10 protein-coding genes and 1 pseudogene are annotated in these 13,661 nt (G+C 72.4%); 6 read left to right on the top strand and 5 right to left on the bottom strand.

The window, feature by feature from the left end; genetic code table 11:
* Nucleotides 1-98: 98 nt before the first annotated feature.
* Nucleotides 99-3,242 carry an isoleucine--tRNA ligase gene (gene ileS / locus Sdi02f_RS31285; protein WP_031185531.1) on the bottom strand — a complete coding sequence of 1,048 codons (3,144 nt, stop codon included), beginning with the start codon at nt 3,240-3,242 and terminating at the stop codon, nt 99-101.
* A gap of 554 nt (nt 3,243-3,796) precedes the next feature.
* Between ileS and Sdi02f_RS31275 the strand changes: the two genes are divergently transcribed.
* From Sdi02f_RS31275 to Sdi02f_RS31255, 5 genes are all read left to right on the top strand, one after another.
* Nucleotides 3,797-4,588 carry a TraR/DksA family transcriptional regulator gene (locus tag Sdi02f_RS31275; protein WP_053639145.1) on the top strand — a complete coding sequence of 264 codons (792 nt, stop codon included), beginning with the start codon at nt 3,797-3,799 and terminating at the stop codon, nt 4,586-4,588.
* A 68-nt stretch (nt 4,589-4,656) separates the two neighbouring features.
* The gene (lspA, locus tag Sdi02f_RS31270) at nt 4,657-5,268 is read left to right on the top strand and encodes a signal peptidase II (RefSeq protein ID WP_030402177.1); all 612 of its coding nucleotides are present in this window, start codon (nt 4,657-4,659) and stop codon (nt 5,266-5,268) included.
* Between the two features lie 43 nt (nt 5,269-5,311).
* Nucleotides 5,312-6,256 carry an RluA family pseudouridine synthase gene (locus Sdi02f_RS31265; RefSeq protein ID WP_053663018.1) on the top strand — a complete coding sequence of 315 codons (945 nt, stop codon included), beginning with the start codon at nt 5,312-5,314 and terminating at the stop codon, nt 6,254-6,256.
* A complete protein-coding gene (locus tag Sdi02f_RS31260; RefSeq protein WP_108934421.1) occupies nt 6,253-6,741 on the top strand; it encodes a GNAT family N-acetyltransferase in 489 nt (162 codons plus the stop codon). Before Sdi02f_RS31265 ends, Sdi02f_RS31260 begins: the two co-directional genes overlap by 4 nt.
* 101 nt (nt 6,742-6,842) lie before the next feature.
* Nucleotides 6,843-8,429 (top strand): Na+/H+ antiporter, encoded by a 1,587-nt coding sequence (locus Sdi02f_RS31255; protein ID WP_030402180.1) that lies wholly within the window; start codon nt 6,843-6,845, stop codon nt 8,427-8,429.
* A 21-nt stretch (nt 8,430-8,450) separates the two neighbouring features.
* Here Sdi02f_RS31255 and Sdi02f_RS31250 read toward each other — a convergent pair whose 3' ends face one another.
* Nucleotides 8,451-9,575: a mechanosensitive ion channel family protein gene (locus Sdi02f_RS31250; RefSeq protein ID WP_031083706.1), complete on the bottom strand. Its 1,125-nt coding sequence runs from the start codon at nt 9,573-9,575 to the stop codon at nt 8,451-8,453.
* 86 nt (nt 9,576-9,661) lie between these two features.
* Here Sdi02f_RS31250 and Sdi02f_RS31245 point away from each other — a divergent pair.
* A pseudogene (locus Sdi02f_RS31245) lies at nt 9,662-10,270 on the top strand (dienelactone hydrolase family protein); the annotation flags it as partial.
* On the opposite strand, the gene Sdi02f_RS31240 reads toward Sdi02f_RS31245, so the two are convergent.
* The 3 genes from Sdi02f_RS31240 to Sdi02f_RS31230 all read right to left on the bottom strand — a co-directional run bounded on the left by Sdi02f_RS31240 (nt 10,255) and on the right by Sdi02f_RS31230 (nt 13,647).
* Nucleotides 10,255-11,937 (bottom strand): alkaline phosphatase D family protein, encoded by a 1,683-nt coding sequence (locus Sdi02f_RS31240; RefSeq protein WP_055469475.1) that lies wholly within the window; start codon nt 11,935-11,937, stop codon nt 10,255-10,257. The pseudogene Sdi02f_RS31245 and the gene Sdi02f_RS31240 sit on opposite strands and share 16 nt — an antisense overlap.
* A 100-nt stretch (nt 11,938-12,037) precedes the next feature.
* Nucleotides 12,038-12,838 carry a DsbA family protein gene (locus Sdi02f_RS31235; RefSeq protein WP_030402184.1) on the bottom strand — a complete coding sequence of 267 codons (801 nt, stop codon included), beginning with the start codon at nt 12,836-12,838 and terminating at the stop codon, nt 12,038-12,040.
* A 98-nt stretch (nt 12,839-12,936) separates the two neighbouring features.
* Nucleotides 12,937-13,647, bottom strand: a complete 711-nt coding sequence (locus tag Sdi02f_RS31230; protein ID WP_030402185.1) for a hypothetical protein — start codon at nt 13,645-13,647, stop codon at nt 12,937-12,939.
* Nucleotides 13,648-13,661 lie beyond the last annotated feature (14 nt).

Genomic DNA, 13,661 nt, shown 5'->3' with positions numbered 1-13,661 from the left:
GCGGGTGCCCGCAGGCGCGTGGCGGTGCGGGGGTTGTGGAGGTGGCGGAGGGCCCGCATCTCCCTGGGGAGGTGCGGGCCCTCGTCGGTCTGTCCCGGCTACTGCTTGCGCAGGCGGAAGACCAGGGACAGGCCCTCGTCCGTGAACGGGGCGCCGTACGTGTCGTCCGCCTCGCCCTGGGAGAAGTCCGTCGCCAGGACCTCGTCGGCGATCAGGCCCGCGTGGTCGGTCAGCGCCGCGATCGTCGCCGGGTCCGTGGCCGTCCAGCGCAGGGCGATGCGGTCGGCGACGTCGAGGCCGCTGTTCTTGCGGGCCTCCTGGATCAGGCGGATCGCGTCGCGGGCGAGGCCGGCGCGGCGCAGCTCCTCCGTGAGCTCCAGGTCGAGTGCCACCGTCGCGCCCGAGTCGGAGGCGACCGACCAGCCCTCGCGCGGCGTCTCCGTGATGATCACCTCGTCCGGAGCGAGGGTGATCGTCTCGCCGTCGACCTCCACCGACGCCGTCCCCTCGCGCAGGGCGAGGGAGAGCGCGGCGGCGTCGGCCCCCGCGACGGCCTTCGCCACGTCCTGGACGCGCTTGCCGAACCGCTTGCCCAGCGCCCGGAAGTTGGCCTTCGCGGTCGTGTCGACCAGGGAGCCGCCGACCTCGCTCAGCGACGCGAGGGACTCGACGTTCAGCTCCTCGGTGATCTGCGCGTGCAGCTCGGGGGAGAGCGCGTCGAAGCCCGCCACCGCGATCAGGGCGCGGCTGAGCGGCTGGCGGGTCTTGACGCCCGACTCCGCGCGGGTGGCCCGGCCCAGCTCGACCAGGCGGCGCACCAGGACCATCTGCTGCGACAGCTCCGGGTCGATCGCCGTGAGGTCGGCCTCCGGCCACGAGGACAGGTGGACCGACTCCGGGGCGCCCGGGGTCACCGGCACGACCAGGTCCTGCCAGACCCGCTCGGTGATGAACGGGGTCAGCGGCGCCATCAGCTTGGTGACCGTCTCGACGACCTCGTGCAGGGTGCGCAGCGCGGCCTTGTCGCCCTGCCAGAAGCGTCGGCGGGAGCGGCGCACGTACCAGTTGGACAGGTCGTCGACGAACGCGGACAGCAGCTTGCCGGCGCGCTGGGTGTCGTAGGAGTCCAGCGCCTGGGTGACCTGGTCGGTGAGCGCGTGCAGCTCGGAGAGCAGCCAGCGGTCCAGGACCGGGCGGTCGGCCGGGGCCGGGTCGGCCGCGCTCGGCGCCCAGCCGGAGGTGCGGGCGTACAGGGCCTGGAAGGCGACCGTGTTCCAGTACGTGAGGAGCGTCTTGCGGACGACCTCCTGGATGGTGCCGTGGCCCACCCGGCGGGCCGCCCAGGGCGAGCCGCCGGCCGCCATGAACCAGCGCACCGCGTCGGCGCCGTGCTGGTCCATCAGCGGGATCGGCTGCAGGATGTTGCCCAGGTGCTTGGACATCTTGCGGCCGTCCTCGGCGAGGATGTGGCCGAGGCAGACCACGTTCTCGTAGGACGACTTGTCGAAGACCAGGGTGCCGATCGCCATCAGCGTGTAGAACCAGCCGCGGGTCTGGTCGATGGCCTCGGAGATGAACTGCGCCGGGTACCGGCTCTCGAACAGCTCCTTGTTCTTGTACGGGTAGCCCCACTGCGCGAACGGCATCGAACCCGAGTCGTACCAGGCGTCGATGACCTCCGGCACGCGCACCGCTTCGAGGGAGCAGCCCTCGTGGGTGCAGGGGAAGGTCACGGCGTCGATGAACGGGCGGTGCGGGTCCAGGGCCGACTGGTCGGTGCCGGACAGCTCGGTCAGCTCCGCGCGGGAGCCGACGACCGTGAGGTGGTTCTCCTCGCAGCGCCAGATCGGCAGAGGGGTGCCCCAGTAGCGGTTGCGGGAGAGCGCCCAGTCGATGTTGTTGTTCAGCCAGTCCCCGTACCGGCCGTGCTTGACGGCGTCCGGGTACCAGTTGGTCTTCTCGTTCTCCTGGAGGAGACGGTCCTTGATCGCCGTGGTGCGGATGTACCAGGACGGCTGCGCGTAGTACAGCAGCGCCGTGTGGCAGCGCCAGCAGTGCGGGTAGCTGTGCTCGTACGGGATGTGCTTGAAGAGCAGGCCCCGGGCGGCCAGGTCCTCGGTCAGCCTCTCGTCGGCCTTCTTGAAGAACACGCCGCCGACGAGGGGGACGTCCTCCTCGAAGGTGCCGTCGGGGCGGACCGGATTGACGACCGGCAGGCCGTAGGAGCGGCAGACCCTGAGGTCGTCCTCACCGAAGGCGGGGGACTGGTGGACGAGGCCGGTGCCGTCCTCGGTGGTGACGTAGTCGGCGTTCACCACGTAGTGCGCGGGCTCCGGGAAGTCCACCAGCTCGAACGGGCGCCGGTACGTCCAGCGCTCCATCTCGGCGCCGGTGAAGGACTGCCCGGTGGTCTCCCAGCCCTCGCCGAGGGCCTTGGCGACCAGGGGCTCGGCGACGACCAGCTTCTCCTCGCCGTTCGTCGCGACGACGTAGGTGACGTCGGGGTGGGCGGCGACCGCGGTGTTGGAGACCAGGGTCCACGGGGTCGTCGTCCACACCACCAGCGCGGCCTCGCCGGCCAGGGGGCCGGAGGTCAGCGGGAAGCGGACGTAGACGGACGGGTCGACGACCGTCTCGTAGCCCTGGGCCAGCTCGTGGTCGGACAGGCCGGTGCCGCAGCGGGGGCACCAGGGGGCGACGCGGTGGTCCTGGACCAGCAGGCCCTTGTTGAAGATCTCCTTCAGCGACCACCAGACGGACTCGATGTACTCCGGGTCCATCGTGCGGTACGGGTCCTGGAGGTCGGCCCAGTAGCCCATGCGCGTCGTGAGCTCTTCGAAGGCGTCGGTGTGACGGGTCACCGACTCGCGGCACTTCGCGTTGAACTCGGCGATGCCGTACGCCTCGATGTCCTGCTTGCCGGAGAAGCCCAGCTCCTTCTCCACCGCCAGCTCCACGGGCAGGCCGTGGCAGTCCCAGCCGGCCTTGCGGCCCACGTGGTAGCCCCGCATGGTGCGGAAGCGGGGGAAGACGTCCTTGAAGACGCGCGCCTCGATGTGGTGGGCGCCGGGCATGCCGTTGGCGGTGGGCGGGCCCTCGTAGAACACCCACTCGGGGCGGCCCTCGGACTGCTCCAGGCTCTTGGCGAAGATCTTCTGCTCGCGCCAGAAGTCGAGCACCGCGTGTTCGAGCGCGGGCAGGTCGACCTGGGCGGGTACCTGGCGGTACTGAGGCGTTGTCATCAGCGAGCTTCCTCCGGCGGACGTGCTGCCTTCCGTCGGAGGGACGAGAGCCGTGCTCCCGCGGTACCACCCTCCTTGGCCCGCCCGGTGCGTCGTGTGCTCCGGTGAGCCCCCTCATTGGGGTCGCGAGCCGGTTCTACTCGCCGCTGCGGTCCTGCCACGGCTTTCTTCCGGCGGCTCCGGGGTGATCTTCACGTCGCGCTCGCCCCCGGGCTCACACCGTCCCCGGGTCGCTCTGGGCTGCTGACGCCGCTACTCGTCCCCATCCACGCTTTTCGCTGCGCCCAGTGTACGGCGCCGCGCGGACCGGGGCCGACCGGTTTTGGCGTGACCCGAATGCCGCCGTCCGGGGAGCGGCTGCCCGGACCCTCCGGCCGGGGGCGTTCCGGCGGATTACCGGGCGGGGAGCTGGGCACAACGGATGCATGCTCGCCGCGCGGCGCACGGTGGGCGGGCGAGTCGGGCGGCGTGCCCCGTTGCCGCGGGACCGGAGTCGATTTATCGTCCCAGCACGATTCGCGCGCAAGATCACAATATGTGAAGGGGCCGCGGCCATGGTGGCGAAGAAGAAGACGACGGCCGCGGAGCGGAGCGCCGCCGAGGAGGGCACCGAGCAGCACCCGGCGAAGAAGACGGCGGCCAGGAAGAGCCCGGCGAGCAAGACGGCGGCGAAGACCGCCCCGGCGGCGAGGACGGCGGCACGGAAGACCGCGGCGGGCAAGAGCCCGGCGAAGAAGAGCACCGCCACCAAGAGCACCGCCAAGAAGAGCACGGCGAAGAAGAGCACGACGAAGAAGAGCACGACGAAGAAGAGCACGGCCAAGAAAGCGGGCGCGGCCGAGGCCGCGGAGCAGACGGGAGCCACGACGGTGGTTGCGAAGAAGACCCCTGGCACGGCCACGGCGGCCAAGACCGCTGTCCCCAAGGCCCGCGGCACCGCCGCGGACCCCGGCGACCTCGCGGTACGCCCCGGCGAGGAACCCTGGACCCCGCAGGAGGTCGAGGAGGCGCGCGGCGAGCTGCAGTCCGAGGCCGACCGGCTGCGCACCGAGATCGACTCCTCCGAGCGGTCGCTGCAGGGCATGATGCGGGACTCCGGCGACGGCGCGGGCGACGACGAGGCCGACACCGGCAGCAAGAACATCACGCGCGAGCACGAACTGGCGCTGGCCGCCACCGCGCGCGAGGTGCTCACCCAGACCGAGCGCGCCCTGGAACGCCTGGACGCGGGCACCTACGGGCTCTGCGAGAACTGCGGCAACCCGATCGGCAAGGCGCGGATGCAGGCCTTCCCGAGGGCCACCCTGTGCGTCGAGTGCAAGCAGAAACAGGAACGCCGGTACTGAGCAGCGGCCGGGACGGGAGGCGTGCCGTACCCTCGTCCTCAGTCAAGGACCTAGGCTGAGGGACTCACGTGGCAGAGGCGGAGCGCATCATCGGTACTCCGGAGACCCCGGACACGGCGGGGGACGGGCAGGAGCGGCCCGAGCCCGACGCGGGGCAGGAGCAGAAGCAGGACCCGGCTCCGGAGCGCCCCCGGGGCAAGCGCCGGGTCGCCGTGCTCTTCGCGGTCGCCGCCTTCGCCTACCTGCTCGACCTGGGCAGCAAGATGCTGGTGGTCGCCAAGCTGGAGCACCACGAGCCGATCGAGATCGTCGGGGACTGGCTGCGGCTCGCGGCGATCCGCAACGCCGGCGCCGCCTTCGGCTTCGGCGAGGCCTTCACGATCATCTTCACGGTGATCGCGGCGGCCGTGATCGTCGTGATCGCCCGCCTCGCGCGCAAGCTGCACAGCCTGCCGTGGGCGATCGCGCTCGGCCTGCTGCTCGGCGGCGCCCTGGGCAACCTCACCGACCGGATCTTCCGCGCGCCGGGCGTCTTCGAGGGCGCGGTCGTGGACTTCATCGCCCCCAAGCACTTCGCCGTCTTCAACCTGGCCGACTCGGCGATCGTCTGCGGCGGCATCCTCATCGTGATCCTGTCCTTCCGCGGCCTGGACCCGGACGGGACCGTCCACAAGGACTGAGCGCGCGTTCGGGTGTGCCGGCGCCGTCCGGCATACTCGACGGGTGAGCACGATTCCCGAGATCCGCACCCTGCCCGTGCCCGACGGCCTGGAGGGCGAGCGCGTCGACGCCGCCATCTCCCGCATGTTCGGCTTCTCCCGCACCAAGGCCGCCGAGCTGGCGGCGGCGGGGAAGGTGCAGGTCGACGGAGCGGTGGTCGGCAAGTCCGAGCGCGTCCACGGCGGCGCCTGGCTCGAGGTCGAGATGCCCGCGGCGCCCGCGCCCGTGCAGGTGGTCGCCGAGCCCGTCGAGGGCATGGAGATCGTGCACGACGACGACGACGTCGTGGTGGTCGTCAAGCCCGTCGGCGTCGCCGCCCACCCGTCCCCCGGCTGGAACGGGCCGACCGTCATCGGCGGACTGGCCGCCGCCGGGTACCGCATCTCCACCTCCGGCGCCGCCGAGCGCCAGGGCATCGTGCACCGCCTCGACGTCGGCACCTCCGGCCTGATGGCGGTGGCCAAGTCGGAGCGCGCGTACACCTCGCTCAAGCGCCAGTTCAAGGAGCGCACGGTCGACAAGCGCTACCACACGCTCGTGCAGGGCCACCCCGACCCGACCAGCGGCACCATCGACGCCCCCATCGGCCGCCACCCCCAGCACGACTACAAGTGGGCCGTCACCGCCGAGGGCAAGCCCTCCGTCACCCACTACGACCTCATCGAGGCCTTCCGCGCCGCCTCCCTGCTCGACGTGAAGCTGGAGACCGGCCGCACGCACCAGATCCGCGTCCACATGGCCGCCCACCGCCACCCCTGCGTCGGCGACCTGACCTACGGCGCCGACCCCACCCTCGCCAAGCGGCTGCGCCTGACCCGCCAGTGGCTGCACGCCGTACGGCTCGGCTTCGAGCACCCCGGCGACGGCCAGTGGGTCGAGTACGCCAGCGACTACCCCGCCGACCTCCAGCAGGCCCTCGACCAGGTCCGCGAGGAGACCTACGGATGAGCACCCCGAGCCCGTCCCCGGCCGCCTACGAGGTGCGCGTCGCCGAGGACCCGGCCGACCGCGAGGCCTGCTTCGCGGTGCGCAAGGACGTCTTCGTCGCCGAGCAGAAGGTCCCCGAGGACATCGAGTACGACGCCTACGACGCGGACGCCGTGCACGTCCTGGCCGTCCGCGAGGACGGCGTGCCGCTCGGCACCGGCCGGCTGCTGCACGGCGCGGCCGCCGCCGAGAGGAACGGCGACGGGGACCCGGCCGTCGGCTCCCTGGGCCGGCTGGCGGTGACCGCGGCGGCCCGCGGCCACGGTGTCGGTGCCGCGCTGGTGCGGGCCGTCGAGGAGGCGGCCCGGGCGCGGGGACTCACCGCCGTGGACCTGCACGCGCAGACCCACGCCCTGGGTTTCTACGAGCGACTGGGGTACCAGGCCTACGGACCCGAGTTCCCCGACGCCGGGATCCCCCACCGCGCGATGCGCCGCCGTCTGTAGCGAAGGCGCCGAACCGGCCGGTGGGGCCGGTGGCGTGGCAGGCTTGGGCCGCCGGGTGAACGCCCAGACCACAGCCCCTAGACCCCACCGGAGCGGTGACCGTGGATCAGCTCGCCCTGTTGTTCCTGCTGTTGCTCGGGGCCCTGCTGAGCGTCCCGGTCGGCGACCGGCTCCGGCTGCCGGCGCCGGTGCTGATGACCGTCCTCGGGATCGTCCTGGCGCTGCTCGACTTCGTGCCCAACGTCGACATCCCGCCCGAACTGATCCTTCCCGCGCTGCTGCCGCCGCTGCTGTACGCCGCCGTACGGCGCACCTCCTGGCGGCAGTTCGCGGCCAACAAGCGCCCCATCTTCCTGCTGGCCGTCGCGCTGGTCTTCGTCACCATGGCCTGCGTGGCCTCCGTGGCCCACACGATCGTGCCGGGCCTGCCGCTCGCCGCCGCCTTCGCGCTCGGCGCGCTGGTGGCACCGCCCGACCCGGTCGCCGCGACCGCCGTCGCCGGGCAACTGGGGCTGCCGCGCCGTCTGGTGTCCATCCTGGAGGGCGAGGGCCTCTTCAACGACGTGACGGCCATCGTCCTGTACCACGTGGCCATCGCCGCCGCGGTCGGCGGCTCCTTCTCGCCGTGGCGGGCCGGCCTCGACCTGGTGCTGTCCGCCGTCGTCGCCGTCGCGATCGGCCTGGCCCTGGGCTGGGGCTCCAACAAGCTCATGGACGTGCTGGACGACCCGACGCTGCAGATCGGGCTGACGCTGCTGGTGCCGTTCGTGAGCTACGTCGCCGCCGACGAACTGCACGGCTCCGGCGTGCTCGCCGTGCTCACCACCGCCATGTTCCTCGCCGAGTACGCCTCGGACGCCGACGACGTGATGACCCGGCTCGGCGGACACACCGTCTGGGACGTGGTCGACACCCTGGTCACCGGGGTGGCCTTCGGCCTGATCGGGCTCGAACTGCACAACGCCGTGCGCACCGCCTCCGGCCGGTGGACCGAACTGCTCGGCTGGTCGGCGGCGATCCTGGCCGTCGTCGTCCTGGTCCGGCTGCTGTGGCTGCTGCCGGCCACGTGGCTGACCCAGCGGCTGCACGCCCGGCGCGACCAGGACGAGGACATCCCGACGAGCTGGCGGGAGACGGTGGTCATGTGGTGGGCCGGGATGCGGGGCGTGGCCTCCGTCGCGCTCGCCCTGGCGATCCCGCTGCACACGGACGACGGAGCGCCCTTCCCGCACCGGGAGGAGATCGTCTTCATCGCGTTCGGCGTGATCATGGGCACGCTGCTGCTGCAGGGCCTGACCCTGCCCTGGCTGGTGGGCAGGCTCGGGGTCCGGGCGGACACCGAGCGGGAGCAGGAGTTCGAGCGGGACCTGGCCCTGCGGGCGGCCCGGGCGGCCAAGCAGCGGCTCAAGGAGATCGAGTCGGTCGAGGAACTGCCGGAGGAGCTGTCCGAGCAGATGCTGCGGCGCGCCTTCGACATCGGCGTACGCATCAGCCCGGACCTCGGTGACGAGGAGCGGCGGGAGGCGCACGAGCAGCGGGCCCGGCGGATCAAACGGCTCCGGCGGATCCAGGGCGAGATGCTCAGCGCCGCCCGCCACGAGGTGCTGGCGGCCCGCAGCGAGCCCGGCGCCGACCCGGAGATCGTCGACCGGGTCCTGCGCCACCTGGACGTGCGCAGCCTGCGCTGACCCGCGCGGGCGGGCCCGCGGTCACAGGCTCTTGGTGGGCCGTCCCGTGAAGCGGCGGGAGCCCGCGTCGGAGGGGCGGCGGGCGTGCGGGAGGGCCTCGTGGGGCGGGCGCAGCGCCGCGTCCGCCGTGTTGACCCGCGGCAGCGCGTAGGGGTGCTCGTCGGCCAGCCAGCGGAGCATGCCCTCGCGCACCGTGACCCGTACCGTCCAGATGTCGTCCGCGTCCTTCGCGGTCACCAGGGCCCGCACCTCCATGGTGTTCGGGGTGGTGTCCGTGACGGTCAGGTTGTAGTTGCGCCCGTCCCAGGCCGGGCACGCGCGCAGGATGTCGCGCAGGCGTTCGCGCATGAGGTCCATCGGCGCCGAGTGGTCGAGGTGCCAGAAGACGGTGCCGGTCATCTGCGGGGTGCCGCGCGACCAGTTCTCGAACGGCTTCGAGGTGAAGTACGACACCGGCATCGTGATCCGGCGCTCGTCCCAGGTGCGTACCGTCAGGTACGTCAGCGTGATCTCCTCGACGGTGCCCCACTCGCCGTCCACGACGACCGTGTCGCCCATGCGCACCATGTCGCCGAAGGCGATCTGGAAACCGGCGAACAGGTTGCCCAGCGTGGACTGGGCCGCCACACCGGCGACGATGCCGATGATCCCCGCCGAGGCCAGCAGGGAGGCGCCCGCCGCGCGCATCGCCGGGAACGTCAGCAGCATCGACGACACGGCGACCACGCCGACGACCGCCGTGACCACCCGCATGATCAGCGACACCTGGGTCCGCACCCGCCGCACCCGCGCCGGGTCCCGCTCGGCGTGGGCGTGCGCGTAACGGGAGTAGGACGTCTCGACGACCGCGGCGGCGATCCGGACCACCAGCCAGGCCACCGAGCCGATCAGCACCAGCGTCAGCGTCCGGCCGACCCCGGTCTGGTGCTCCGGGAAGACCCGCGCCTCGACGTACGACCCTCTCAGCAGGCCGGCGCAGAGCGCGATCTGGTAGGGCACGCGGGCGCGCCGCAGCAGCCCCCACAGCGGTGTCTCGGGGTGGCGTCCGTCGGCCTTGCGCAGCAACAGGTCGGTGGCCCAGCCGATGACCAGGGTCAGCAGGACCGAGCCGCCGACCACGATCAGCGGGCGGAGTATCGTCTCCATCCCTCGAACGTAACCCGGCCGCGCGGCACGTGAACCTGTGACCTGCGTCCCGTGCGGGGCATCGCCGCACCCGCGCCGTCACACCCGGCTGGCACCATGGCCTCATGAACATCGTGCTCTTTCACTCGACCCTCGGCCCGAGGCCCGCGGTGCGGCAGGCGGCCGACCGGCTGCGCGACGCCGGGCACCAGGTGTGGACCCCGGACCTCTACGAGGGGGCCACCTTCGACTCGGTCGAGAAGGGCATGGCCCATCAGAACGGGATCGGCCGTGAGGAGCTGCTGAAGCGGGCCGTGCTGGCCGCCGCCCCCTACTCCGAGCGCGGGCTGGTGTACGCCGGGTTCTCGCTCGGTGCCTCCGTCGCCCAGACCCTCGCCCTCGGTGACCACCGGGCGCGCGGGCTGCTGCTCCTGCACGGCACCTCGGACCTCGCGCCCAACGCCTCGGTCGACGGTCTTCCGGTCCAGCTGCACGTGGCCGAGCCGGACCCCTTCGAGACGGACGACTGGCTCAGTGCCTGGTACCTCCAGATGGGCCGGATCGGCGCCGAGGTCGAGGTGCACAGGTACCCCGGGGCCGGTCACCTCTACACCGACCCGGAGCTGCCCGACTACGACGCGGAGGCGGCCGAGGCCACCTGGCGGGTGGCGCTCGGCTTCCTCCAGACGCTCCAGGAGGCTCAGACCGGGGCGTAGACGCGCTCGACCCGCTGGGTGCCGCTGCGCGTGCGGTAGGAGCGGACCCAGGCGGACGTGGCGTTGGCGTCGGTGCGGTCGGAGACGACGTAGTAGTCCATCTGCGCCCGGTCCGCGGTGATGTCCAGCACGCCGTAGCCGTGCCGGTCCGTGTCGACCCAGTGCACGTGCCGGTTGGCGGCCCGGATCACCGGCGCCGCGACCGTCGAGACGGTGCCCTCGGGGACCTTCACGATGTCGTCGAGGTTGTCCGAGGTCACCGACGTGACGACGAACTCCGTGGCCGCCGAGGCGGACAGCGGGTACGTCCCGGCGTGGTGCGGCACGTCGTTGGCCCACGCCATGTGGATGTCGCCGGTCAGGAACACGGTGTTGCGGATCGCGTGCGACCGCAGGTGGGCCAGCAGTTCGCGGCGGTCGTCGGTGTAGCCGTCCCACTGGTCGGTGTTGAGGGCGATGCCCTCCTTCGGCAGCCCGAGCAGTTCGGCCAGCGGACCCAGCAGCGAGGCGGGGAGCGAGCCGACGGCGAAGGGGGAGATCATCACCGGGTTGCCGACCAGCCGCCAGGCGGTGTCCGAGGACGCGAGCCGCGACTTGAGCCAGTCCAGTTGGGCGCGGCCGGTGAGGGTGCGGTCCGGGTCGTCGACCTTCCCGTCGCCGAGCGCCACCTGCTGCGAGCGGAAGGAGCGCAGGTCGAGCAGCGACAGGTCGGCCAGCCGGCCGAACCGCAGGTGCCGGTAGGTGGTGCCGGCGATCGCCGGGCGCACCGGCATCCACTCGAAGTAGGCGCGCTTGGCGGCGCTCTGCCGGTCCGCCCAGGCACCCTCGGCGCCCTCGGTGTGGTTCTCGGCGCCGCCCGACCAGGTGTCGTTGGCGATCTCGTGGTCGTCCCAGATCGCCACCACCGGCGCCGTGGCGTGCAGGGCCTGGAGGTCGGGGTCGGTCTTGTAACGGCCGTGCCGGGTCCGGTAGTCGGCGAGGGTGAGGATCTCGTGGGCCGGGGCGTGCGGGCGGACGACGGTGCCACGGGTGCCGTACTCGCCGGTGCCGTACTCGTAGATGTAGTCGCCCAGGTGCAGCCAGGCGTCCAGGTCGCCGCGGGCGGCGAGATGGCGGTACGAGGAGAAGTAGCCGGCCTCCCAGTTGGCGCAGGAGACCACGCCGAAGCGCAGGCCGGTGACGGCCGCGTCGTGGGCGGGGGCGGTGCGGGTGCGGGCGACGGGGGAGTCGGTGGGGCCCGCGGAGAAGCGGAACCAGTAGTCCGTGGCGGGCGCGAGGCCGCGGACGTCGGCCTTCACGGTGTGGTCGGAGGCGGCCGTCGCGGTGACGGACCCCTCGGCGACGACGTCGGTGAGGGCCTTGTCGGTGGCGACGACCCAGCTCACCTCGGTGTCCGGGCCGGTCCCGGAGCCGGGTATGGCCTCGGGCACGGGTGTCACCCGGGTCCACAGCAGGATGCCGTCGGGCAGGGGATCGCCGGAGGCGACGCCGTGCAGGAAGGCGGGGGCCGCGTCGGCGGCGCCGGCGGGCAGCGCCGCGGCGAGCGGGGCGGCCAGGACGGCACCGGCCGCCGCGGCCTTGACGACCGTACGGCGGCTCGGGGTGCGCGAGGACTCGGTGTGCCCGGCGGGTGCGCCGGCTTCGGGGGCTCTGTGTCGACTGGTCACGGCCGATCAGGTTACTGACCGGTACGCGCGCGAGTGGGCGAACTCGCAAAAGTTCGCCCACTCGTCAGACGGCGATCACCGGGTCACCGGGCCCGCCGGGTCACTTGGTGACGCCCGCGTCCTTGAGCGCCTTCTGCCACGCGTCCGGCGTGCTCGGGGTCTCGACGATCTTGTCGTTGATCTTGATGGTCGGGGTCGACTGGACGCCCTCCGCCTTGTCGAAGGACTTGCTCATACGCATCGCCCAGGCGTCGTAGGTGCCCTTCTCCACGGCGTCCTGGAACTTCTTGTTGTTCTTCAGGGCGTCCACCGAGTTCGCCACCTTGATCAGGTAGTCGTCCTTGGCGAACTCGTCGGTGGACTCCTCGGGGTGGTACTCGGTGGAGTACAGCGCGGTCTTGTAGTCGACGAAGGCCTCGGGGCTGACGTTCAGCGCGGCGCCGAGCGCGCTCAGCGCGTTCTTGGAGCCCTCGCCGCCCAGGTTGCCGTCGAGGAAGGTGCCGATGGTGAAGGAGAGCTTGTAGTCGCCGTCCTGCATGCCCTTGTTGACGGTCTCGCCGATGCTCTGCTCCATCGCCGCGCAGCCCGGGCAGCGCGGGTCCTCGTAGAGGTGGACGACGTTGTCGGACTTGGACTCGCCGACGACGATCGTGGTGCCGTCCTTGCCGGAGGTGTTGGCCGGGGCCACCACCTTCGCCTCGGCGGCCTTGTCCCAGCCGGTGGGCTTGTTGTTCTGCACGACGGCGTAGCTGATGCCGCCGGCTATCGCCAGCACGCCGACGATGGAGGCGGCCACGATGGCCTGCCGCTTGACCTTGTCGCGCTTGGCCTGGCGCTCGCGCTCCTGGCGCAGGCGCTCACGGGCCGCCGTCTTCGCCGCCTGGCTGTTCCGCTTGCTCATGGTGGTGATCTCTCCGGGGACGCGCACACGGGGGTGTGCGGAGGTGCGTACGGGGGGACTGCTGTGCTCGGTGGTGCTCGTGCGGCCCGGGGGCCGGGTCACACGAGGGCGGTCACCGGGCGCGGCGGTCCGCGACGTCCCAGGGAGTGCGTGAGGATCCGCTCCCGGGCGCCGGCGGCGCGGCGGACCGCGGGCACCGGGCGGCGCACCGCGGGGGCCCGGCGCACGCTCACGGCCGCGACGGCGACGAGCAGCGGCCGGAACGTGGTCGCGGCCACGGCGCCGACCAGCTGGGCCAGCGCCCGCTCGCCGCGCCGCAGCCAGGCCGCCGCGAGCAGCCCGACGCCGACGTGCGCGCCCAGCAGCAGCCAGGCGGTGCCGGGGTCGGCCTGGGCCAGCACCGACGCCATCCGGTCGGTCTCCGCACCGGTGACCCGGGTCAGCGGCGCGGTCATCCCGGCGTGGACGCCGGTGCCGTCGCCGCACAGCACGTCGAAGCCGACCGAGCGCAGCGGGCCCGCGACCGGGCCGCCCGCACGGCCGTAACAGACGTGCTGGCCGGTGGTGAAGACGGTGTCGGCGGCCAGCTCCAGCGGGATCAGCAGGGCGGCGATCCGCCCGAAGCCGCGCTCGCGCCGCCCGGCCAGGGCGTACGCGATCAGGAACACGGCGGCGGCGACGGCCGTCACCGTGGCCAGCGGCAGCGGAACCCCGGACAGCAGCACGTGCGACGCGGTGCTGAGGGTCACGGCGAGAGCCGTGAACAGCGCCGCGCGTACGGCTCTGAGCGGGGTTCCGGATATGTCCATAGCAGTAGAAGAGT

The sequence above is a fragment of the Streptomyces ardesiacus genome (genome assembly GCF_003112575.1).
In the GTDB taxonomy this organism is placed as follows: Bacteria; Actinomycetota; Actinomycetes; order Streptomycetales; family Streptomycetaceae; genus Streptomyces; species Streptomyces ardesiacus.
The sequence above is the reverse complement of the archived record's forward strand: the minus strand, read 5'-3'. Positions and strand labels throughout refer to the sequence as shown.